Below are 23,806 nucleotides of genomic sequence, written 5' to 3'. Positions count from 1 at the left end.
ATTCGCTATCGCTCGGGTCGTGGCAAACAAAAAAAATCTATATAATCCTTTTAATCTGTGGCAAAAAAACTAAACTTTTCTTCCCATTAAATTCTCCCCAAAAGTTCTTAAAATATCTTTCTTTTCAGCGTTAATGTCCATTTTTTCTAAAGTATCAAAAGCCTTAAAAGTATACATTTCAATCGCTTCCTGAGTTGCTTTTGAAGCTCCAGATTCATTAAAAATAGCCTTTGCAGTTTCTATTTTTTCTGAATTATCTTCTAATTGTAAGCTGAATAATTGCTCTAATTCTGAAGCTTTTTCAGCAGAAGAAAATTCCAAAGCTTTTAAGTATAAATAGGTTTTTTTGTTTTCGATAATATCACCGCCAACCTGTTTTCCAAAAGTTTCCGGATCGCCAAAAGCATCTAAATAATCATCTTGTAATTGAAAAGCCAGACCTAAGTTTAATCCGAAATCATAGATTAAATCGCCGTCTTTTTCAGAAGATTTGGCCACAATTGCGCCCATTTTCATGGCAGCGGCAACCAAAACAGCAGTTTTATATTCAATCATTTTTAGATATTCCGGAATCGTAACATCTTTACGTGTTTCAAAATCAACATCCCATTGCTGTCCTTCGCAAACTTCAAGAGCCGTTTTGCTAAAAAGTTTTGCTAAATCTCTAAAAACTGCCGGTTCGTATTGTTCAAAATATTGATACGCCAAAATAAGCATAGTATCACCAGAAAGAATTCCCGTATTTAAATTCCATTTTTCATGAACTGTAACCTGTCCTCTTCGCAAAGGCGCATCATCCATAATATCATCATGAACAAGCGAAAAATTATGAAAAACTTCAACCGCCATTGCCGCCGGAAGCGCCACTTTATAATCAGTATTAAAGACTTCTGCGGCCATTAAAGTAAGTACCGGACGCATGCGTTTTCCGCCAAGTCCTAAAATGTATTCAATAGGTTCGTAAAGATTTTTAGGTTCTTTATGTATGTCTTGTTTATTTAAATATTCAATAAAAAAATCCTGGTACTGACTAATATCGTGCATAAAATGAAATTCTGATTTACGAAGCCCAAAGATACGATTCATAATGAATTATTTCTTTCTTAAAATTAAAAGATAGTTTCCACTTAAAATTACCATTAAATCAACTAAATCTTAAGATGTTAAAATTATTTTGAAAAAAACTTGGAAACTTTTTTGGTGTTTAGAGTTTCCTTTCTATATTTGCGCCATTAAATGGAAACTTGGAACACTAAAAAAGTTTCCGTGAAGAGTTTGAAAAATTTATAAACTCATTAAAATTAGGTATTTATGAAAACAACATGGACTATAGATTCTACTCAATCTGATGTTTTAATCAAAATGAGACATTCTATAATTGCTTATTTAGGAGGAACAACAAATAAATTTGACGGTTATGTGAATATTGAAGACAATGAAATTGAAGATGCATCGGTTGAATTTTCATTGGATATTAATAATAAAAAAGAAAGCTTTCAGCAAATCGATACGAATTTGCAGCTTCAGGATTTCTTTGATGTAGACGAACATCCAATTATTAGTTTTAAATCGACTTCATTCCAAAAAATAAACAACAACATCAATTTCTTTAAAGGCGATTTAACGATAAAAGATGTTACAAGAGTGGTAGAACTTGATGCAGAATTTATTGGTGTCAACACTTACAACGGAGAAAAAAAAGTTGCTTTTGAGATTAAAGGAGATATCAAACGTCAGGATTTTGGTCTGGACTATAATTCTTTTCATCATAATGGAGGTTTAGCTCTTGGAAAAGATATTAAACTGATAGCCAATCTGGAATTTAGTATATAAATCTTACATAATGAATAATTTAATGTAAAATTATTACAAAAATGACGGAAACTATTTTTTTGATTTTAGTTTCCTAATTATATTTGTAATGCAATTGGAAAAATTAAAATGAAAGAGAAAATTATATCAAAAGCAAGTGAGTTGTTTTTAAGACTTGGTTTTAAGAGTGTTACAATGGACGATATTGCTGGAGAAATGTGCATCTCAAAAAAAACGATCTATAAATATTTTTGTAATAAAGAAGTTTTGATCGAAGAGAGCACCTCATCAGTTCACAGACAAGTACACGAAGTAATTGATACCATCGTAGCTAAAAACTACAACGCAATTCATGAGAATTTTGAAATTAGAGAAATGTTTCGCGACATGTTTAAAAACAGCACCGATACCTCTCCTTTATACCAGTTAAAAAAGCATTATCCTGAAATTTATCAAAATGTAATGACGCACGAAATAGAACAGTGCAACCATTATTTTAGAGATAATATTTTAAAAGGCATTCGTGAAAATTTATATCGACCAGACATCAATATAGATTTATATGTGAAATTTTATTACACCTTGATTTTTCACATTAATGAAACAACTGTTTCTGAAAGAGAAGCACAAAAAATAGAATTAGAAGCTTTAGAATATCATACCAGAGCAATGGCGACAGAAAAAGGTATAATTGAACTGGAAAAACAGCTTGAAAAAATTAAAGAATAATCATAATCATCAATCTCTAAATAATATTTAACTACATATGAAACGAATAGTTCTTATATTTTTGTGCACAATTGGTCTGTCGGCCAACGCACAGGTAACCACCTTAACCTTAAAAGACGCCCTAAACTACGCGCTTCAAAATAAAGCCGATGCTAAAAAAGCAAAACTGGAGGTTGAAAACAGCGAGTACAAAATTCAGGAAGTGCGTTCAAGAGCATTACCTCAAATTAGTGCAAACGGAAACATAACATACAATCCGGTGATTCAAACCACAGTTATTGACGGAGCAGGATTTGGTGCGCCGGGAACTACAATCCAGGCAGCATTTGGTCAAAAATGGACATCAAATGCAGGGCTTTCTTTAACTCAGGCAATCTTTGACCAATCTGTTTTTACAGGTTTAAGGGCAGCAAGATCGACTCGTGAATTTTACCAAATAAACAATCAGTTAACAGAAGAACAAGTTATTGAAAGAGTTGCAAATAACTACTATTCTGTATATGTACAAAAAGAAAGATTGATTTTATTAGACAGCAATTACGTAAACACAACAAAAGTTCGTGATATTGTAAAAGGCCAGTTTGATAATGGTTTAGCAAAAAAAATCGACCTGGATCGTATCATTGTAAAAATGTCAAACATAGACACGGAGCGTCAGCAGATTAAAAACCAAATTACTTTACAGGAAAATGCGTTGAAGTTTTATATGGGAATGCCTATCGAAACTGTAATTGATATGCCAAAAGAAGAATTTGAAGTTGTTCCTGCTGCTTTAACAGAACAGCCAAATGTTGAAAACAGAACAGAATATCTGCTTTTGAAAAAACAAGAAGAGCTTTTAGTATACAACAAAAAAGCAGTTGAAGCAGGATATTACCCTACACTTTCATTAACGGCGGGTTACAACTATATTGGTCAGGGTCCTCAATTTCCTTGGTTTGCAAAACCAAAAGATGGAGTATATTGGTCAGATTACTCTGCAATTGGATTGAACTTACACGTACCAATTTTTACAGGTTTTGGAACCCGTGCAAAAGTAAGACAGGCAGATGTTCAAATCAGATCGCTTCAGGAAGACATCAAAGACACTAAACTTTCTCTTGATTTAGATTACAGAAATGCAATGGCTGAAATTGACAACAACTTGGTTACAATTCAGAACCAAAAAGAAAACATGCGTTTGGCAACTGAAATTTTAAGCAATACTAAAAACAACTACCTTCAGGGATTAGCATCTTTAACGGATTTGTTAGATGCTGAAAATGCATCACTTGAAGCACAAAATAATTACACAAGAGCAATTTTAAATTATAAAATTGCCGAAATATCTTTAATCAAATCAAAAGGCGAACTAAAATCTCTTATTAAATAACTAATTACAATGAAGAAAACTATTACAACAATCGTAATCATAATTGCAGCCCTGGGTGTAATTGGATATGTCTTAAATAATAATAAGAAAAAGAATAAGGCAAAAACTGATATCGTAGCAGAGAAAAATGCTGCAGTTTCAGTAAAAATATCTCCGGTAAAAACAGAAGAAGTTTCATTAGATTTCGTTGCAAACGGAAACTTTCAGCCAATTCAGGAGTTAACTTTCTCTGCAGAAAAATCTGGAAAAGTAATCAGCGTTTTAGCTAAAGAAGGTGACTATGTAAGAGTAGGACAGACATTATTAACTGTAAGAGGAGACGTTATTAATGTAAGTGCACAACAAGCTCAGGCAGCTTTTCAAAATGCAAAATCAGATTACAGCAGATATGAAAATGCATTTAAAACAGGCGGTGTTACAAAACAACAATTAGATCAGGCAAAATTAGCTTTGACAAATGCAGAGTCTAATTTAAAACAAGCTAACATCAATGTTGGAGATACTAAAGTAAAAGCTCCAATCAATGGTTTCATCAATAAAAAATACATTGAGCCGGGATCTATTTTAGCAGGAATGCCAGCTACGGCTTTATTTGATATCGTAAACGTTTCTAAATTAAAATTAGTAGTTACAGTAAACGAAAATCAGGTTGCAAGTTTAAAAGTCGGAAACCATATTAATGTAACGGCTAGTGTTTATCCTGATAAAAATTTCTCTGGAAAAATTACTTTCATCGCTTCAAAAGCAGATGAGTCTTTAAATTTCCCGGTTGAAATTGAAATCCAAAACAATGCAAACAACGACCTAAAAGCAGGTATGTACGGAACTGCAAACTTTGCGTCAAACCAACAAAAACAAAACCTGATGGTTGTACCTAGAAATGCTTTCGTAGGAAGTGTGAACAGTAACGAAATCTTTGTTGCTGAAAACGGTGTTGCAAAATTAAGAAAAGTTGTTGCTGGAAGAATTTTGGGAGATAAAGTAGAAGTTATCAAAGGTTTATCTGATGGTGAAAAAGTAATCGTTACAGGTCAGATTAACTTACAAGACGGAAACACAGTAGAAATTATTAAATAATTATTTGGCTATAAGCCGTAAGCTATAGGCTATAAGCAAATTCAAAGCTTAAAGCCTACTGCCTACAGCCTAAAGCATAAAGAAAAAATATATGAAATTAGCCGAAATATCCATAAAACGTCCGTCGTTGGTAATTGTATTGTTTACAATTCTGACACTTGGTGGATTGTTCAGCTACAGCCAGTTAGGTTATGAGCTGATCCCAAAATTTGAACAGAACGTTATTACAATTTCTACTATTTATCCGGGAGCTTCTCCAAGTGAGGTAGAAAATACAGTGACAAAGAAAATTGAAGATGCTATTGCATCTTTAGAAAATGTCAAGAAAATCGATTCGAAATCATACGAAAGTTTATCTATTGTTTCGATTACACTGACATCAAACGCAAAAGTCGATTTCTCTTTAAATGATGCACAGCGTAAAATCAACGCGATTATTAGTGATTTGCCAGAAGATGTTAAAACACCGGCATTAACTAAATTCTCGCTGAGTGATTTACCAATTATGACGCTTGGTGCTAATGGTAAAATGGACGAAGCGGAGTTTTATGACTTAATTGACAAAAAAATTGCTCCTATTTTATCTCGTGTACAAGGTGTTGCTCAGGTAAATATTATTGGTGGTTCTGAACGTGAAATTCAGGTAAATCTTGACGCTGTAAAAATGCAGGGTTACAACTTATCTGTTCCTCAGGTACAGCAAAATATTTTGACTTCGAACTTAGATTTCCCAACAGGAAACATCCAGACTCGTAATCAAAAAATATTAATTCGTTTAGCGGGTAAATATAAAAGTGTTGAAGAATTAAGAAACCTTGTAGTTTCTTCTCAAAACGGAATCCAAATACGTTTAGGTGAAATCGCTGACGTTCAGGATACACAAAAAATTGCGGAGAAAATTTCTCGTGTAGATCAAAAAAGTGCGATCGTTTTACAAATCATCAAACAATCAGATGCTAATGCGGTTGCGGTAAGTGAGCAGTTATTAAAAACAATTGCTACTCTTGAAAAAGATTATAAAGTAAATCAGTTAAAACTTGAAGTAGCAAAAGATAGTACAATCTTTACTCTTGAAGCTGCAGACTCTGTAGTACACGATTTATTGATTGCGGTAATTCTGGTAGCATTTGTAATGTTGTTCTTCCTTCACAGTATTAGAAACTCATTAATCGTAATGGTTTCGATTCCTGCATCGTTGATTGCAACTTTTATCGGTATTTATTTAATGGGATATACATTAAACTTAATGAGTTTATTAGGATTATCTCTGGTGGTAGGTATTCTTGTGGATGACGCGATTGTGGTACTGGAGAATATTTACAGGCACATGGAAATGGGTAAAAGCCGAATTCGTGCATCGTATGACGGAACAGCAGAAATTGGCGGAACGGTAACTTCTATTACATTAGTAATTGTGGTTGTATTCTTGCCAATCGCGATGAGTTCTGGATTGGTATCTAACATCATTACACAATTCTGTGTTACGGTAATTATCTCAACGATGTTGTCACTTTTGGCTTCGTTTACTATTATTCCTTGGTTATCTTCTCGTTTCGGGAAATTAGAGCATATTGAAGGAAAAAATTTATTCGGAAGAATTATCCTTGGTTTCGAAAGCTATTTAACACGTTTCACTGACTGGGTTTCTCATTTATTGACTTGGTGTTTAGATCATTATATTAAAACTTTTGTTGTCGTAATTATATTATTCTTTGCTTCAACAATTGGATTAATGGGTGGAGGTTTCATTGGAGGAGAGTTCTTTGCTTCTTCTGATAGTGGAGAGTTCTTAGTTCAAATTGAGATGCCAAAAGATGCTTCGTTAGAGCAAACTAACTTTATGACGCAAAAAGCAGAAGCGTTCTTAAAATCTCAGGAATATGTTCACAGTCAAATTACAACAGTAGGACAAACCAGTGAAGGATTTGGAGCTTCGCAAGCTACAGCTTATAAAGCAGAGATTGACGTAAAAATGATCGAACAAAAAGATCGTACAGATGATGCGAACGTTTACGCAGCAAAAATCAAACGTAAACTTGAAAAAGTATTAGTTGGAGCAAAAGTAAAAACAGTTCCGGTTGGTATTTTAGGAACTGCAGAAGATGCTACATTAGGATTAATCGTAACAGGACCTTCAACAGATGCAGCGATGGCTTTTGCTAAAAAAGCGGAAGCTGAATTACGTACAATTCCTGGGACAACAGAGATTAAATTAACGGTTGAAGACGGAAACCCGGAGATTAACGTAAAAGTAGACCGTGATAAAATGGCTGCTTTAGGATTAACACTTCAAACAGTTGGTTTAACCATGCAGACTGCTTTTAGCGGAAATACAGACGGTAAATACAGAGCTGGTGAATATGAGTACGATATCAACATTAGATATAATGCTTTTGACAGAAAAAGTATTACTGACGTAAGTAACTTAATTTTTGTAAACTCAGCCGGACAGCAAATTAAATTGTCTCAGTTTGCAGATATTACAGAAGGTTCTGGACCTAGCCAGTTAGAGCGTAGAGATAAATCTGCATCTGTAACTGTAAAAGGACAAAACGTTGGGGTTCCATCAGGAACAATCGTTCAGCAATGGCAGGCTAAACTAGATAAATTAGATAAGCCAGCCGGAGTAAATTATATTTGGGGTGGTGACCAGGAAAACCAATCAGAAGGATTTGGTACTTTAGGAATCGCTTTACTTGCCGCTATTATTTTGGTTTACCTTGTAATGGTTAGTTTGTATGACAGTTTCGTTCACCCATTCGTAGTATTATTTGCAATTCCGCTTTCGTTTATTGGAGCGATGTTAGCACTGGCATTAACAAACAACTCATTAAACATCTTTACCATTTTAGGTATCATCATGTTGATTGGTCTTGTGTGTAAGAATGCGATCATGCTTGTTGATTACACCAACCAAAGAAGAGCAGCAGGAGAATCAATTAGAACGGCATTAATTCAGGCAAACCACGCTCGTTTACGTCCAATTTTGATGACAACAATTGCGATGGTATTTGGTATGTTCCCAATTGCATTAGCAAAAGGAGCTGGAGCAGAATGGAAAAACGGTTTGGCTTGGGTAATTATCGGAGGATTAATTTCTTCTTTATTCCTAACGTTGATTGTGGTTCCTGTAATTTATAATATCATGGAGAAAATTATTCATAAATTCTCTAAAGGAGAAAAAATCGATTACGAAGCTGAAATGGTTGCTGATTATGAGCACACAGAATTAAGCGAGGACGGTTTTAACCCTAAACATACCCATTAATTTTTGATTTAATTTTAGACGAAAAAATCCCAAGTTCCGAAAGGAGTTTGGGATTTTTTAATACTATAAAACTCGGGGGTTATGTAAAATCGTATTTGTTTAATAAAAATGCAGCATAAAAATTATAACGATTAGTTATTATAATCATTTTTAATCATCTTTGAATTAATTTTCATTTATCTTTTTTTCGGGTAAATTATAAAACTTGATATGCCAACTAAAATTTAATATATGACAGAAACAATCGAAAAAAATAATGAATTCCAGTTATTAAGTAAGTTATTGATGCTTTTAAAAAAGGAGTATAAAATAATTTTATTAATTACTTCATTTTTTTCAATTTTTGGATTTTTTTATTTACTAAGCATTCCAAAAGAATATATTTCTATTGGCAAAATCATGCCTGAAGTTTCATACAAAGCTTCTAATGGTATCGCAGGGATAAATGAATTATTAAAAAAATACAATAACAATGTTGATTTGTACAACACTGAAATTACCAGTCCGGAGCTTTATGCTGAAATTATTAAAACAAGTGACTTCTATGATTATATACTTGCAAAAGAAGTAGTAACAAGTGCTAATAAAAAGATGAGTTTTCGATCTTATTGCGATTCAGGAATGGAAAATAAAAAATCCCATTTTCAAAAAGAAAAATCAGACTTCAAAACTCACAATAAAATAAAATATTATAGTATTATACAAGACATCCAACAAAGAATTATAATAACCAGTGTTAAAAAAAATAATATAATTTTTGTTTCAGCACAAATGCAAGACCCTGTAGTTGCAGCAGATATTGCAAATTTTACCATAGATTACTTAATAGATTACATTACAAAATATCGTACTGAAAAAGCCCGTCAAGAATTAAATTATATAGAAAGTTTACAAAAAAATGTTTCAAAAGATTCATTAAAAGATGAGGCCTTTAGAAAAGAAATTCAAAATAGTTTATTAACATCAATAGTGCAGCTGAAGATAAAAATACAGGAAGATACACCTATTATTCAGGTATTGGAAAAAGCACAAATACCTGTTATGAGCAGTGAGCCCTCATTGCGTAAAATTCTTATAGTATTTACTTTTATAGGTTTCTTAATAGGAATGGCAATTGCATTATTAAAAAAACAGAATTACAAAATACTGCTGGATTCAAATTAAATTATTACAAATAACAAATAGAAAAAAATAGATTATAATCTTTTCCATGGATTTATTCCTTCTTTTATAAGTTGGCTGTAAAGTAATTTTGCACAATAAATATCAGTAACAACGATAGTCAATAAAATTAATCTCATCAAAGGATTTGTCCATATATACAGAGTAGAAGTAGCTACAATTTGAAAAAAGCATAGAAAATTACCTATCATAATTACACTTGCAATTATAAAAGACTGACCTTCTGAATTTCCACGTTGAAAAAACATAGCTAACCTGCATATAGACATAAATATACACGTTAACACGGAGAAAAAAATGCTTATATGATTATCATGAAGTTCAGGTAAAAGGTGGGCAAAAAACTCATGTCCATAAAAATTAATTAGTATACCAAGTAAAAATGCTAATACACTTATAACATACCATTGCCTCTTTTCTAAGTGATAAAATTTACTAAATGAAGCATATCCATACTTAAAATAAGTATAAACAATACCTAAATCCAGAAAAAACCATGTATAGCTAAATAATAAATTAAATCGGTCGCAAAAAGAAAATACAAATTCTACACCTAAATTTAAAGCAAGTGGTACCAGTGGCATACCATAACTTTTGTCTTTCAATCCTCTATAAATTATAAGCATATAAGCTAATACCCAAAAAAGTTCTCCGAAAGTTCCGCATATGTAGAAAAAAGTATATTTCATTTTAATTTAAAAAATTTAATTACATTAAAAAAAGTAGGCACATTAAACAAGATAATTGAAATTACCAATAATATTCCATTTTGATGATTTTTGAAAGTAAGTAATCCCAAAAGTATAAAGGGTAGAATTGTTATATAGAAATCAAACAATAAACTTCTGGATCTTTGATTTTGAACTGCCTCAAAAAAATAAAATTTAATATTTAAATAATATTTAAATATTAAGAGAATGATACCATAAATTAAAATTGGAAGTACAAAAATATGCCAATCCATTTCCCAAATAAAAACAATCAAAGATATAATCTCTATTAATAAAACGAATTTTTGAAATAAACTTCTTGATAGTGGAGGTGTGTTGTTTACAAAGGTAGAAACTCCTGCTTTTACATCATTCTCATAATCATCATATTGATGAATAATCAATGATCGCATTCCAAAGGCAAAAGTCATCCAAAAACTTCCACTAATTATCCAAATCAGATCATTCCCAATATCCCCTTTATATAAAAAAGAAAAAATAAAAAGTGTTGGAAAAAATTGAGATCCTAATCCGTCAAAAATAACACCCAAATATGTTTTCTCTTTTAGGCGAAATTGTTTACAAGAGTAAATATAAAAACAAAACCAGCTTAGCCAATAAAAAACTAAAGCGTATAAATTAGGAAATATAAATAAAGAAAATAACATTCCAAGCAATACAATACCTCCTAAAGTTAAATACTGTTGGTTTTTACTAAGATTTGTCATCTTATTTTCTTTTCCTGCTATGGCATCATCTTCCTGATCATAATAATTATTAATTAAACTTGCGAATATAGCAATGGATATTATTCCAGATAAAAGAAACAAAATGAGAAAAATCTCTCGCCCAAAATCAGTTATATTTTCTTTGATAAAGTACAAGTAAATAAGTACCAAAAAAGGGGGTAATTTAAACCACCAAGTAGCAATTCTGATATGTTTAAAGAAACTCATTAATTTCTAATAAAAATGAATTGATAATTTTTTCTAGTAATTTGTTTTTGAATCCCCCTTTTAAAAGCCATGAGGAATAAAGAAGGTTCTTTGATGACATGAAGCAGCAATTGTTTCATTTCTAATCCAATATCACCTTTAAGGAGTAACATATAAGTTATTAAGATCTTATTTTGAATAACTTTTTGATCGATCATTTTACGTTCATGATTATCCATATAGGAACTAAACTTATTAATAATCAAATTCAAATCTTTAATATGTAACTTTCTAAATGTAATTCCTTTTCTGCCATCACTAACATTGGTCGTGTCTCTACTCTTTTTCCAAAAGACTTCTTTAGTAAAGCCAACTTGACAATTTAAATTTTTAAAAACCATTTCCAGTTGTAAAACCCAATCATCACCAATATTTATCTGAGCATTCCAACCAAAAGGAATTGAAGATTTTTTTATAAGTAAACCTGAACTAGGTGCTATAGAATCAATTAATAAAAGGTTTCTAAATTCAATATAATCAAAAACATAACAGCCATTATTAGGAATATTAATTTTTGAAAAATTAGGAAAAACATTTGTATGATATGTATCTGAAATCTTTAGTTCCCAGTTTGAAAAAAATAAGTCTAACCTATATTCCAACATATATCCAATACTTTTTTCAAGATATGTATAGTGCCAAATATCATCTGAATCAAGGGGAGCAATAATTTCTCCCTTGGCATATTGCAGACCAACATTTCTTGTGTCAGCCTGTCCAGTATGTGTCTTTTGAATATATTTGATCTTATTGCCAAAAGCTGAAACGACATTTTTTGTATCATCAGTTGAGCCGTCATCTACTATAATTATTTCAGTATTTTTGTAAGTTTGATTTATAGCTGCCTCAATTGTGGCAGATAAACAATAAGAACGGTTATAAGTTGGTATAATAATAGAGACAAGAGGAGAATCAGTGATAGTACTCAATGGGTTGTTTTTTGGTTTTAGGATTTATTTGTTTTTTGGAACACAAATCTAATCAATAATTTAGATATGCAATCTAAATTATTTTTGTAACAAAAAATCTTAAAACAAAAACTTTCGAATTATAATATATAACTTCCTTCTTCACAATTTAATCCTTTTAACTTGTTTAAAATCTAAATTTTACTTCAAATACAAATAATGATTATAATAATCAATAATCGCCTTTCCTTCAAGCAAAACATCCGCACCAATAATACCATGAACAGGCTTAGCTTTATAGGATTGTAAAGCCTCATTTACATGCGAAAGATCAAAAATTACAATAGTGAAACCTTTGTTTTTCCAGCTTCCTAATTGTAAAGTATTCTGTGAAGATATCTGGGTTAACATTCCCGTTCCGCCCGCTCCGGAAGCTTTTGTTTTTGATTTTTTTGCAGATAATTCAAAACGTTCGATGCTTTCAAAACCAATGCAGGTATTTGATGCGCCCGTATCTAAAATGAAATTTCCCGAAACGCCGTTTATTTTTGCTTTTATAGAAAGATGCTGTGTTTTTGTAACCTTGAATTTTATTTTTTTGTATTTCTCTTTTTTGAGAACCTCGTGAAGATTTTCCATTTTCGATAGGGATTGAATATCAAAAATAAACCAATTACAATCAAAAAGCTAATTACATAATAGATATAATTTCCGGATTTTTCTTCTGCCGAAATCGAACCATAATACACAAATGAACTCCAATAATAAGGTGATTTCTTAGCATTTGGAATTGATTTATCGTTTAAATATTCCAATTTGGCGTTTGAATTCGCCTCAAAATAAGAAACATCATTTTTGATATTTTTATAAAAATCAGACATAAAAACCGAAGTCGTAAAATCGTTTACTTTCCATAAAGAAAACAGCAGATTCTGCGCACCCGCAAACTGAAAACCTCTTGCAATGCTCATCGCACCTTCCGCTTTATATAATTTTCCAATTCCGGTTTCGCAGGCACTTAAAACCACTAAATCAGGATTTATATGTAGATTATACAATTCAGAATATAAGATTTCCTGATCGTAAAATTTAATACTTGCCGGAGTTTCAATATTGCCAGATGACGCGTGTGTACTCAAATGCAAAACAGAATAATGGGAAGCATTATTTTTAAAATTAGAAAAACTCGCATTTGAATTTTCTAAATATTTGCCGCTAAAATTACTCCGAATCGATTCTAATTCTTTCTTAGAATAACTCAATTCAAAAGCCGTTTTTTCGAAAACCGGAAAAACGCCTAAAACCGTTTTTTCTGATTTTGAAACAGGTTTTGAATTCAGATAAATATTCGCTGAAGTATTATAAGCAATCTTGAAATCGTTTAACAAATAATGCATTTTAGCAAAATTCGTTGTTTTTGATTCCTGAGTAATTAATGCTTCAAAAGGAAGGAAATTTAAAATTCCGTCAGGAACAATTATTAGATTTTTATACACCTTGTTTAGAGGTAATTTCAGCATTTTATAAACAGCATAACCATTTTTATTATACCCGGAAATGTTGTTAAGAATAGTATTGGAGTTATTAAAATAATCAATAAACGCTCCAATTTGCGGAATTGCAGTATCAGTTATATAAATGTGGTTTAGATGGATTTGCTTATTCTGCAAGGTGAAATAATATAGAATTTCAGAACCCATAAAATAGTAAACCATTACCGCTTTATCATTTTCTAATTGCGATAAAAGAGATTTTATATTACAATTTTCAGGGATATAATCTGGATTTTCAGTTTGAATTTTCTTCAAAGAAATCATCAATTCGTTTTGCTTTTTTATAAGACGATTTATCTCTAAAATGTTTGCAGAATCTGCTTTTTGCTGTTCCTTTAAAATAGCATTATTTAAGTTTTGAAGTTCTTGTAAAAGATGCTTTTCTTCATTCGAAGCATTTTTAATATTTGAACGATAACGTTGCAAAATCCCTGATTTGGACCTTTCAGCAAGTTGAAAAGCTTCTTCCAGATACTTAATATTGTTTTCTTTTTGATACAATAGATCATAAATTGAAATGCATTTTTCGGTACGATTACGAGAACGCAATTGTGAAATAATTTTTGAGTTTTCGTAAAATACAACATTCATCAATATATCTTCAATGTGAAAGGAAAGATGAAAAGCATCAAGCGCTTTTTTTGGCTGAGTTTGTCGAATAAAAATTTCTGCTTGTAAATCTAGTGCATCAATTAAAACCGTTTCGGCGTATAATTCAGTTTCATTTGGCAAATTACTTTTTGATTTGTAATTCGGAATTAAAATTTCAAAAATCGAATTAATTTGTTTAGAACATTCATCATATTTATGTTCAGCAAAAAGCAATAAAGCTTTTTCATAATACAATTTTGCTATTTTTCTGGGCTGAATATCCGGTGTTTCTAAAAATAATTTCTCGGCTTTTTTCAAATAAGAATTAGCAGTTTCATATCGTTGCCATTGTCTGTTCATCGAAGCTAAATTTCGATAAGCATTAGATAAAGTTTCTGATTGATTTTTTTCGTTTTGTAAATATTTAATAGAAGATTTAAACGCACTTTCGATATCTGGGGGTGATTTCACAATCCATACCCTCTTTTGAGAATCTAATAAATAATTATTCCCCAAATTATTCCATAAAATTCCCTTTTGCAAATTAGATAATTGCTCTGTTTTTAGAGTATTTTCTAAAAGTTCAATTGCCAAAGAAATTTTTCCCGAACTCTGATAAACATTTGATAAATTCAAAATCGCAGCAAATTTTTGTTTTTGCGCGTCAGGATAATTTTTAGAAGTATTTACAATAAAAAAGTATTGTTTTATGGTGTTTTCTGCACTGTCATAATCGCCCAAAACCGTATATAAATTTCCCAAAGGTTTTAAGCAGAATTCAATAATATCATAATTGCTGAGTTTATATTTTTGATAAATCTGCCAGGCTTTTTCATAACTCGAAATCGCATTTTGTGTCTGCCCAAATTGGTTTTCATAATAGGCTTTATTACAGTTTAAAACCACAATTGCCAAGAATTCATCTTTTGTTTTAGGTTTGGGATTTCTCCAAAAATCAGTTTCTGAAGCGTTTAAATTTTGTAACGCTTTCGCGGAAGGATGAGCAACAAAACTATCAACAGCATTATATATTTTATCTTCCTGATTCTGTCCTGAAACATTCAGAGTTAGGAAAAGAAAGATTAAACCATATAAGTTATATAAGTTCATATTAATTTTGATTGTATCATCGAGTTTCAGTCGGAGAGAAGTCGAAGACCTTTTTCGTTATAAAGCCTTCGACTTCGCTCAGGATGACATTGGTGTTTTGATTTTTTTTTGCCACGAATTTCCCGAATTTCCACTAATTATTTCAGCATTGATTCGTGAAAATTAGTGCAATTTGTGGCAAACCTCTTAGCGTATCTCTGTGTATCCTTTGTGTGCCTTTGTGGAATAACCTTAAAACTTCCATATTCCATAAACCTGAAAGTAATTAAAATTTTGTTCAAAATTAATTACATAGCGAGCGCCTAAACTCGGTCCTATTCTCGCGAAACCTGCCGTTAAATCAAATAAAAGCCCCGTTTTAATATCAGTAAAAGAAGTTTTCATATTGTTGGTTTCAGTTTTTGTGCCAATTAAAAAACTTTCCTTATCGCCTTCATAAGTATCAATGGTTAAATTCTGATTTTGTTCTTGCGAGACATTTATATTCGCCTGAATTCCGGCACCAATTCCAATATAATTATTAATGTTGTACCGAATCAAAACAGGAACTTCCCAATTAATATTTTTATTTTCGGTTGCTGTAGTCGTGCGTATCAATTGCCTTACTCCGTTTGCATTTGTATTTACTTGATCTACAACAGTAACCGCGCTGTTATATTGGTTTAATGCATTTATCCATTCAACCTGCCAGTAAAAACGATACGATTTAAAAGGCGAAAGTGTCGCACCCAAAAAGTAACTTGTCGATTTATCTAAATCTGGATAAAAGTTGTAACCCGCTTTTACGCCAATTGAAATTCCCGGCAAAAATCGAGTAGTGGCATAATTGGTAATAATTGGTTCATTTTTATCGAAAATAATCGAAGTTCGGCTTTTGGTTTTTACCTTATGAAAGTCTTCTCCAAACTTCATCGAATATTTTACAAAACCTTTTGTGCTGTCTTTTTCGTGAACATTTTTTTGTTCCGTTCCCGGAAGATAAATATTCTTAAACGTAAAAATAATTTGCTTTTGTTTGATAATCGTATCGAGACAGCTCACGGTTGGTTCTTCGCCTTTTGGACAAATCGGACATTCGGGATACATGCTTTCGATCTGGAAAGTTTTTTTGTCAAACATATCCGGAACATCGGTTTCTAAACGAATCTTTCTCGCTGGACCTTCGCCATTATTTTGGAAACGGGTTTTAAAATTTACCCTTTTAAAACGAACTAATCTGTAATTCATAAAACGTCCGTTAGAACCCATTTTATTTGGATCGTGAGACGTTACAATTTCCATTTCGAGATTTTTAATCTTATGGTTTTTATAGCTTCGATTCGGAACAAAAATACCACGCATCGTAACCGTTGCGCTCGTATCTTTTATCATTTCGGGAGTGGTTTTAAACGTATAAAAGACATTGCGAGTTTCTCCCGGATTGGCATCATCAAATTCTAAAACCGAAACATTATGATACGTTTTATGAGCGTCTAAAAGCGAAGCATCAAGATCTTCTTCTGTAGTTGTATTTCGGTATTTTTTAAGTTTGAAACTGTTTTCGGCGGAAGCCACAAAATTATTTGAATCGTCAAGATCATTTACAGAAGCAACTAAATTTTCTTTTACTTCACGCTCGTTTGCATACGTTCTAAAATCACTTAATTCGAAGTTATTATGTTTGAATTGTTTCTCATTATAAAATAAATAAAGCTTTCCGCTGGAAACATAATTCTCTAAGTTTTGATAACTTACTACGACTACCATTTCCTGCTCCGGAATGGGATCGCAGTTTTTTAAAATCGCAAAACCATTTTGATCTGCAATAGAAGCAATGTCTTTATAATTAGTATCTGTAATATCATTTACAGCCACTTTTTTCGGGCGTGTTGCAGGAGGTTTTCCGTTGTCGTAATTGTTGGTTACGGCAAGCCTTGTTGTATAAGTTCCTTTGTTTTTATAGACATGTTTTGGCTCTGCTTCTTTACTATAATGTCCGTCGCCGAGTTCCCATAAATAAGAATAACTTGGCTTTGGCGCACCTGCAATTGGAATCAACGGCGGTGTTTCGGGTTTAAAAGAAACGGCATTTCCGTTTTGGATAAATCCAATATTGGCTCTTCGGGTTATGGTGTCTTTTACTTTGGTTTGTCCTATTGAGAAAATTGAAAATAGAATAAAGAAAATAGACAGTTGTGGTTTCATAACTAGACAGTTTTTAGTCTTAAAATCATCAGAATCAATTTTAAAACAGGATTAAATGTAAAAAAAAGTGATGAGCAAATCATCACTTTCTCTTAAAAAAGCATTTATAAGTTACTGTATGGCATTAATTGCAGCAACAAGTTGAGCTTCGGTACCGACTGTTGTTTCGGCTAGTGTAAAGGTGTAAACAGCATTTGCAGTTGTTGTCACTCCTTTTATTGCATATCTCCAGTTACCATTATCTTCGGTAGCGAAAATAATATGACAAGCAAGACCAATTGGAATTTGTCCGTAGTGTTCGCTAAACAATCCTTCGGCAGTATAGGTATCCAGTTTTGCAAGAGCATTTGTACCTTCTCCATCATAAGAAAGATATACAGCACTGTTTGTATTGTTGTATCCGTCTGGAACATCAACTAAAATAGTGGTTTTAGGTCTAGGATCACTGTAAAAACGGTCAACATTTGTCCATCCAAAGTTTCCAAAAGTTACATAATAACTGTTTCCTTCACCCTGAACGCCGCCTTTTCCGTCGGCACCTCTGGCATCTTTCCACGCTAAATCACCGTCTTCCTCAATTACACCGGTCCACAATGTCATGGCATTGTCATAACCGTCAGTTAGCGCAGTTGGAACCACTAAACTTAAATAACAAGAAGTTTGTAATTCAACACCGCCTTGAGTAGCTTTAATAAAGAATTCTCCGCCCGAAATTAAAAGGTTTTTCTTTCCGTCTGGTGTAATTCCCATTGTTGGTTTGTTGGTAACCAGCATGTTTCCTTTATCAAAAAGTTCGATATATTCAATATTAACTTCTCCCGTTACAGCATTTCCGTTTTTAGTAAGGCAGTTTCCGTTGATGTGTAATTTTACACCTTTTGCAGACGTAAGTGTTACCATACCATCTCCGGCCGTAATCGTAAAGTTTTGTGTATTTCTTTTTACTCCTTTTTCGCTGATGCTTTTAAAAGCTGCTGATGTTGGAGGCAAAATAACGTTGCCTGTGTCATCGCCATCGCTCGTGTCGCAGCTTACAAAAGAAACTAATAATAGAAATAAAAGTCCGATAGTTTTAAAATTTGTGTTCATAATTTCTAGTTTTTATAAATCTGTCTTGATCGTCAAGTGGTTTTCAGATTCTGGTTATTAATTACAATCTTATATCAATTAGGGTTTGATATTGTTACCCCTGTTTTTCAAAAAATATTTTTATGGCTCTTATAAGGTTATATCAACTTGTAGTTTTATTTGTTACCCCTGTTATTATTTTTTTTGATTTACGCCGAAAGACATTTGTCTTCAAAGAGGTTTCCATCTTCATCAACAGCTACGAGAATGTTTTGCTTCCGCGAAAGCGTAACTATTAAATAAATCCAGACAATTGACCAAATCCCGAAAGTGAGACAGGTAAGAAATAAGTGCAGAAAATGTTTGATAACTTTTTTTTCTCTGCATAAAACAACATAGGGTAGTTTCTCGTTATGTTCTACGATTACAAAGCCATTGCGGGTCTTGGCAGAGATCATTTTGTAAAATTGATCTAAAGTCTTGTCGTTGGTAAATTGATAAGTTTCCATTTTCTCTTAATTTTTAACTCTTTTAAAAGATTTTTGTTTCCTTATATCAACTGCAATTGTTAATTGTTACCCTTTTATTTGAAATTTTTTGAGATTCTTTTTTAACTTTATCTGATTAAAAGTTTTTTTATGAGTAAAACTAAAGTGCATGCTGACCAAAAGTATATTGACGGGCTTGCTGCAAACGATTCGTTAGTGATTCAATCCATATATAAAAAGTATGTTCCTAAAGTCGTAATGTTTATTATGAACAATTCTGGCGACAGAGACCACGCTCAGGACATTGTTCAGGAAGTATTGATTTTGCTTTTTAATCAGGCCAAAGCCAATTCGCTGCAATTAACCTGCCCGTTTGATGCGTACTTTTTTCTCTTGTGTAAAAGAAAATGGCTCAACGAATTGAAAAAAACATCCAACAAAGGGGTAACAATTATTGAAGATGCAGTATCTATGAATGAATCTGCATTAGAGCTGATTGGACAAACCGAAGAATTTGATGAAAAACAACAGCTTTTTGACACCATGTTTCAGAGATTAGGAGACAAATGCAAAGAGTTATTAAAGTTGAGTTTTGAAATTAAATCAATGGAAGAAGTGGCCGAAAAACTAAACGTAACATACGGTTATATTCGTAAAAAAAAGTCGCTTTGTGTTGGCCAGTTAACGCAATGGATTCAGGAAGCAAAAAACTTTAATTCTTTAAAAAACGATTAGTCATGAACGAAGAACGCTATATATTATTTGATGAATATCTTCAAGGCGAATTAACGATTGAGGCAAAAAATGATTTTGAAAAACAATTGTTAGAAGATCCTGAATTTGCTTCACAGTTTGAGACTTTTAAAAACATACAATTTCAATTGAACAATAAATTTGGATTTGAGCAGGAAAGAGAAATTTTTAAAGAGAATTTAAGTCAGATTTCTGAAAGACATTTTGATAATAAACCAAAAGTAATTGGCTTAAAACCTTGGTATCTGGCAGTTGCAGCTTCGGTTGCCGTTTTATTCGGATTGTTCTTTTTTAATTACAACCAAAATCCTGTTTATGGAGATTACAATAATCCGGAACACGCTTCTTTTACCGAAAGATCAACAGCCGATGAGACTTTAAAAGAGGCAGAAAAAGCATTTAATCATAAAACATATAATAAAGCAATTCCGCTTTTTGAAACGATTTTACAAAAAAACAAAACAGCAGAAATTCAGTTTTTTTATGGCGTTTCTCTTTTAGAAGAAAGCCATTATATAAAAGCTGAAGCTATTTTTAATGAATTGAAAGCAGGAGAATCTGCCTATAAAGATAAAGCAGTCTGGTATTTGGCGTTATCTAAATTAAAGCAAAAAGATTACGAAGGCTGTAAAAAAATCCTCGAAACCATTTCAGAAGATTACGAAGGTTATGATCAGGTTGAAGAACTTTTGCATCAATTGGATTAGTTATTTCACAAAGAAACACAAAGATTTTATACAGAGATTCGCAAAGTTTAAAAGCTTTGCGATTTTTCTTTCTATAAGATCAACAAAAATACGCTTTCATCCGCACTTTCACGAAGTGAATCCGTAAAATCCGCGTGCCAACAAGCAATTGCTATTCTTTTAATATTGTCGTAATTTTGACAACTTTAAAATTAGACCATTGAATTCAACACCTATTATTACCGATACACACACGCACTTATATTCTGAAGAATTTGATCAGGATCGTGACGAAATGATTCAACGCGCTATTGATGCCGGAATTACCCGCTTTTTTATTCCAGCAATTGACGCTGCTGCAACACAATCAATGTATGACCTAGAGAAAAATTATCCGGAGAATATTTTCCTGATGATGGGTTTACATCCCACTTATGTAAAAGATAATTACGAGGAAGAATTAGCGCATGTGGAAACCGAATTATCAAAGCGAAAATTCTACGCTGTGGGCGAAATAGGAATCGATTTGTATTGGGATAAAACACATTTAAAAGAACAGCAAATAGTTTTTAAAAGACAAATTCAGCTCGCAAAACAATACAAATTACCTATCGTAATTCATTGTCGCGAAGCCTTTGATGAAATCTTTGAAATTCTGGAAGAAGAAAAATCTGAAGATTTATTTGGGATTTTTCATTGTTTTTCCGGAACTTTAGTACAAGCACAGCAAGCGATTTCTTACAATATGAAATTAGGAATTGGAGGCGTGGTAACATTCAAGAACGGGAAAATCGACCAGTTTTTAAATCAAATTGATTTAAAACACATTGTATTGGAGACCGATTCGCCTTATTTGGCGCCAATTCCATACAGAGGGAAAAGAAATGAGAGCAGTTATTTAGTTAATGTAATTTCAAAGCTGGCAGACTTATATGATGTGTCTGAAGAAGAGATTGCAGCAATAACCACTCAAAATTCAAAAGACGTTTTTGGGATTTAACCAAAGCCTTACAAAACTTTAATTTTTTTTTTGTTCTTTTGCCCACTTAAAACCAATATAAATAATGCAGAAATTTGATGCCATTCGACCGTTTTATGATTCCGAAATAAATGAAGCACTTCATGATGTTGTAAATCACCCTATGATGAAAACCATGATGAACTTTACTTTTCCGGAACTAGAAGATGAGGTTTGGAAAGATCAATTAAGGAAAACGCATTCGATTCGTGATTTTCAATGCAATTTTATTTATAACACCATACAAAAGGTTCTGGAGAAAAGTTCTGAAGGCTTAACAACTTCGGGGTTTGAGAAATTGGAACCAAATACTTCTTATCTATTTATCTCCAATCACAGAGATATTTTATTAGATACAACTTTACTGAATGTTTGTTTGTTTGAACATGGTTTGGTAATGACAGCATCTGCAATTGGAGACAATCTGGTTAAAAAAGCTTTCCTGGCAACTTTAGCGAAATTAAACAGAAACTTTTTGGTTTTAAGAGGATTAACGCCTCGTGAAATGCTGCAAAGTTCTAAACTGCTTGCCGAATATATGGGACAGTTATTGCTTCGCGAAAATCGTTCGGTTTGGATTGCGCAAAGAGAAGGAAGAACAAAAGACGGAAATGACGAAACCAATCCGGGCGTTTTAAAAATGATTGGAATGGGTTCTGACGAAGAAAATTTAATGGATTATTTTAAGAAATTAAAAATCGTTCCGGTTTCTATTTCGTATGAATATGATCCTACAGATGTTTTGAAAATGCCGCAATTAATGGCAGAATCAAAAAACGAAGTTTACGTTAAAGATAAAAACGAAGATTTCATGACCATTTTAAGTGGAATCATGGGAACTAAAAAAAGAATACATATTTCTGTTGGCGATGTTTTAGATACTGAAATTGATAAAATTGTTGCCGAAAATGACAACGTAAACAAACAAGTTCAGGCTTTGGCACAAGTTATTGATGATACCATTTTGACAAATTATCAATTATGGCCAACTAATTTTATTGCTTACGATATTTTAAACGAAACAACAAGATTCGCTCATTTGTATAAAGAAAGTGAAAAATCACTTTTTGAGCGTCGTTTAGAAATGCGTATCGGAAGCGATAATCCTGTTACAAGACAAGGATTTCTGGCAATGTATGCTAATCCGGTTGTCAATAAATTAAAATACCAAGATGTCATCTAAAGCTAAAATACTTTTGATTTATACCGGAGGAACTATCGGTATGAGCAAAGACTTTGAAACTGGAGCGCTTAAAGCATTCAACTTTAGTAAACTAATACAGAAGATTCCCGAAATCAAACAATTAGATTGTGAAATCGAATCTGTTTCGTTTGAAAATCCGATAGATTCATCAAACATGAATCCGAAAATGTGGACTAAGATTGCCACAATTATAGAGGAAAATTACGCTTTGTATGATGGATTTGTAGTTTTACACGGTTCAGATACCATGTCATATTCGGCTTCTGCATTGAGTTTTATGCTGGAGAATTTAGCTAAACCAGTTGTGTTTACAGGATCGCAATTACCAATTGGAGATTTGCGTACCGATGCTAAAGAAAATCTGATTACAGCTATTCAAATTGCTTCATTGCAGGAAAATGGAAAACCTGTTATCAATGAAGTTTCTTTGTATTTTGAATACAAATTATACCGAGGAAACAGAACTTCAAAAGTAAATGCGGAACATTTTAGAGCTTTTACTGCACCAAATTATCCTGAATTGGTAGAATCTGGTGTGCATTTAAAGTTAAACTCCCATTTGTTTCTTCCGATAATAGAAGGCGCAGATTTGATTGTTCACAAAAACCTAGACAATCACGTAGCAATTATAAAAATGTTCCCGGGAATGAGTGAAGTTGTTTTGGCTTCGATCCTTTCAACTCCAGATTTACGTGGTATTGTTTTAGAAACTTACGGTTCAGGAAATGCTCCAACCGAAGAGTGGTTTTTGAATTTAATTGAAAAATCAATCAAATCCGGAATGCACATTGTAAACGTAACACAATGTTCTGGCGGAAGCGTAAACATGGGACAATATGAAACCAGTACAGCCTTAAAATCTCTTGGCGTTATTTCAGGAAAAGATATTACTACAGAAGCTGCAATTACAAAATTGATGTATTTGCTTGGTCATAATATTCCGCAAAATGAATTTAAAGATGTCTTTGAAACGGCTTTGCGCGGGGAAATCTCTTTATAAATTTTCCACCATATAAGTGATATAAGTTCGTTTGTCATTTCGAGGAACGAGAAATCGCACTAGAAATTCGACAAAGATTGACGCTTTTAGGAACGGAG

General features: G+C 32.4%; 20 protein-coding genes. 11 read left to right on the top strand and 9 right to left on the bottom strand.

Annotation, left to right across the window (positions count from 1 at the left end; all coding sequences use genetic code 11):
• Nucleotides 1–69 precede the first annotated feature (69 nt).
• Nucleotides 70–1,044, bottom strand: coding sequence for a polyprenyl synthetase family protein (locus APR43_RS10070; RefSeq protein WP_053471572.1), 975 nt, complete (start codon nucleotides 1,042–1,044; stop codon nucleotides 70–72).
• 267 nt (nucleotides 1,045–1,311) lie between these two features.
• On the opposite strand from APR43_RS10070, the gene APR43_RS10065 reads away from it, so the two are divergent.
• From APR43_RS10065 to APR43_RS10040, 6 genes are all read left to right on the top strand, one after another.
• Nucleotides 1,312–1,833, top strand: a complete 522-nt coding sequence (locus APR43_RS10065) for a YceI family protein (protein WP_053471529.1) — start codon at nucleotides 1,312–1,314, stop codon at nucleotides 1,831–1,833.
• A 108-nt stretch (nucleotides 1,834–1,941) separates the two neighbouring features.
• A complete protein-coding gene (locus APR43_RS10060) occupies nucleotides 1,942–2,541 on the top strand; it encodes a TetR/AcrR family transcriptional regulator (protein ID WP_053471528.1) in 600 nt (199 codons plus the stop codon).
• 37 nt (nucleotides 2,542–2,578) lie between these two features.
• Nucleotides 2,579–3,913 carry a TolC family protein gene (locus tag APR43_RS10055; protein WP_053471527.1) on the top strand — a complete coding sequence of 445 codons (1,335 nt, stop codon included), beginning with the start codon at nucleotides 2,579–2,581 and terminating at the stop codon, nucleotides 3,911–3,913.
• A 9-nt stretch (nucleotides 3,914–3,922) separates the two neighbouring features.
• Nucleotides 3,923–4,990 carry an efflux RND transporter periplasmic adaptor subunit gene (locus APR43_RS10050; RefSeq protein WP_053471526.1) on the top strand — a complete coding sequence of 356 codons (1,068 nt, stop codon included), beginning with the start codon at nucleotides 3,923–3,925 and terminating at the stop codon, nucleotides 4,988–4,990.
• 91 nt (nucleotides 4,991–5,081) lie between these two features.
• Entirely contained in the window at nucleotides 5,082–8,258 is a 3,177-nt protein-coding gene (locus APR43_RS10045; protein ID WP_053471525.1) for an efflux RND transporter permease subunit, read from the top strand.
• Nucleotides 8,259–8,489: 231 nt separating this feature from the next.
• Nucleotides 8,490–9,422, top strand: coding sequence for a hypothetical protein (locus APR43_RS10040; protein ID WP_053471524.1), 933 nt, complete (start codon nucleotides 8,490–8,492; stop codon nucleotides 9,420–9,422).
• A 32-nt stretch (nucleotides 9,423–9,454) separates the two neighbouring features.
• Here the strand turns inward: APR43_RS10040 and APR43_RS10035 are convergent, their stop codons facing one another.
• From APR43_RS10035 to APR43_RS10000, 8 genes are all read right to left on the bottom strand, one after another.
• Nucleotides 9,455–10,129 carry a hypothetical protein gene (locus tag APR43_RS10035; protein WP_053471523.1) on the bottom strand — a complete coding sequence of 225 codons (675 nt, stop codon included), beginning with the start codon at nucleotides 10,127–10,129 and terminating at the stop codon, nucleotides 9,455–9,457.
• A complete protein-coding gene (locus APR43_RS10030; RefSeq protein WP_053471522.1) occupies nucleotides 10,126–11,106 on the bottom strand; it encodes a UbiA family prenyltransferase in 981 nt (326 codons plus the stop codon). The genes APR43_RS10035 and APR43_RS10030 overlap by 4 nt, the downstream gene beginning before the upstream one ends.
• Nucleotides 11,106–12,074, bottom strand: a complete 969-nt coding sequence (locus APR43_RS10025) for a glycosyltransferase family 2 protein (RefSeq protein ID WP_053471521.1) — start codon at nucleotides 12,072–12,074, stop codon at nucleotides 11,106–11,108. Before APR43_RS10025 ends, APR43_RS10030 begins: the two co-directional genes overlap by 1 nt.
• A gap of 180 nt (nucleotides 12,075–12,254) precedes the next feature.
• On the bottom strand, nucleotides 12,255–12,692 hold the full coding sequence (locus APR43_RS10020; RefSeq protein ID WP_053471520.1) for a retropepsin-like aspartic protease: 438 nt from the start codon (nucleotides 12,690–12,692) through the stop codon (nucleotides 12,255–12,257).
• Nucleotides 12,644–15,307: a CHAT domain-containing protein gene (locus tag APR43_RS10015; protein WP_053471519.1), complete on the bottom strand. Its 2,664-nt coding sequence runs from the start codon at nucleotides 15,305–15,307 to the stop codon at nucleotides 12,644–12,646. The genes APR43_RS10020 and APR43_RS10015 overlap by 49 nt, the downstream gene beginning before the upstream one ends.
• A 231-nt stretch (nucleotides 15,308–15,538) precedes the next feature.
• A complete protein-coding gene (locus APR43_RS10010) occupies nucleotides 15,539–17,491 on the bottom strand; it encodes a PKD domain-containing protein (RefSeq protein WP_053471518.1) in 1,953 nt (650 codons plus the stop codon).
• A 111-nt stretch (nucleotides 17,492–17,602) separates the two neighbouring features.
• A complete protein-coding gene (locus APR43_RS10005) occupies nucleotides 17,603–18,580 on the bottom strand; it encodes a hypothetical protein (protein ID WP_053471517.1) in 978 nt (325 codons plus the stop codon).
• A gap of 188 nt (nucleotides 18,581–18,768) precedes the next feature.
• Nucleotides 18,769–19,068, bottom strand: coding sequence for a hypothetical protein (locus APR43_RS10000; RefSeq protein WP_053471516.1), 300 nt, complete (start codon nucleotides 19,066–19,068; stop codon nucleotides 18,769–18,771).
• Nucleotides 19,069–19,197: 129 nt separating this feature from the next.
• On the opposite strand from APR43_RS10000, the gene APR43_RS09995 reads away from it, so the two are divergent.
• From APR43_RS09995 to APR43_RS09975, 5 genes are all read left to right on the top strand, one after another.
• Complete coding sequence (locus tag APR43_RS09995; RefSeq protein ID WP_053471515.1) at nucleotides 19,198–19,782, top strand: RNA polymerase sigma factor; 585 nt, start codon at nucleotides 19,198–19,200, stop codon at nucleotides 19,780–19,782.
• Nucleotides 19,783–19,784: 2 nt separating this feature from the next.
• Complete coding sequence (locus tag APR43_RS09990; protein ID WP_053471514.1) at nucleotides 19,785–20,507, top strand: hypothetical protein; 723 nt, start codon at nucleotides 19,785–19,787, stop codon at nucleotides 20,505–20,507.
• 199 nt (nucleotides 20,508–20,706) lie between these two features.
• Complete coding sequence (locus tag APR43_RS09985) at nucleotides 20,707–21,486, top strand: TatD family hydrolase (RefSeq protein ID WP_053471513.1); 780 nt, start codon at nucleotides 20,707–20,709, stop codon at nucleotides 21,484–21,486.
• A gap of 64 nt (nucleotides 21,487–21,550) precedes the next feature.
• The gene (locus tag APR43_RS09980; RefSeq protein WP_053471512.1) at nucleotides 21,551–22,687 is read left to right on the top strand and encodes a 1-acyl-sn-glycerol-3-phosphate acyltransferase; all 1,137 of its coding nucleotides are present in this window, start codon (nucleotides 21,551–21,553) and stop codon (nucleotides 22,685–22,687) included.
• Nucleotides 22,677–23,708, top strand: coding sequence for an asparaginase (locus APR43_RS09975; RefSeq protein ID WP_053471511.1), 1,032 nt, complete (start codon nucleotides 22,677–22,679; stop codon nucleotides 23,706–23,708). Before APR43_RS09980 ends, APR43_RS09975 begins: the two co-directional genes overlap by 11 nt.
• The last annotated feature ends 98 nt before the right edge of the window (nucleotides 23,709–23,806 follow it).

Source organism: Flavobacterium sp. NLM, assembly GCF_002210235.1.
In the GTDB taxonomy this organism is placed as follows: Bacteria; Bacteroidota; Bacteroidia; order Flavobacteriales; family Flavobacteriaceae; genus Flavobacterium; species Flavobacterium panici.
Note: the sequence above shows the minus strand (reverse complement) of the source record. Positions and strands in the feature narration are given on the sequence as shown.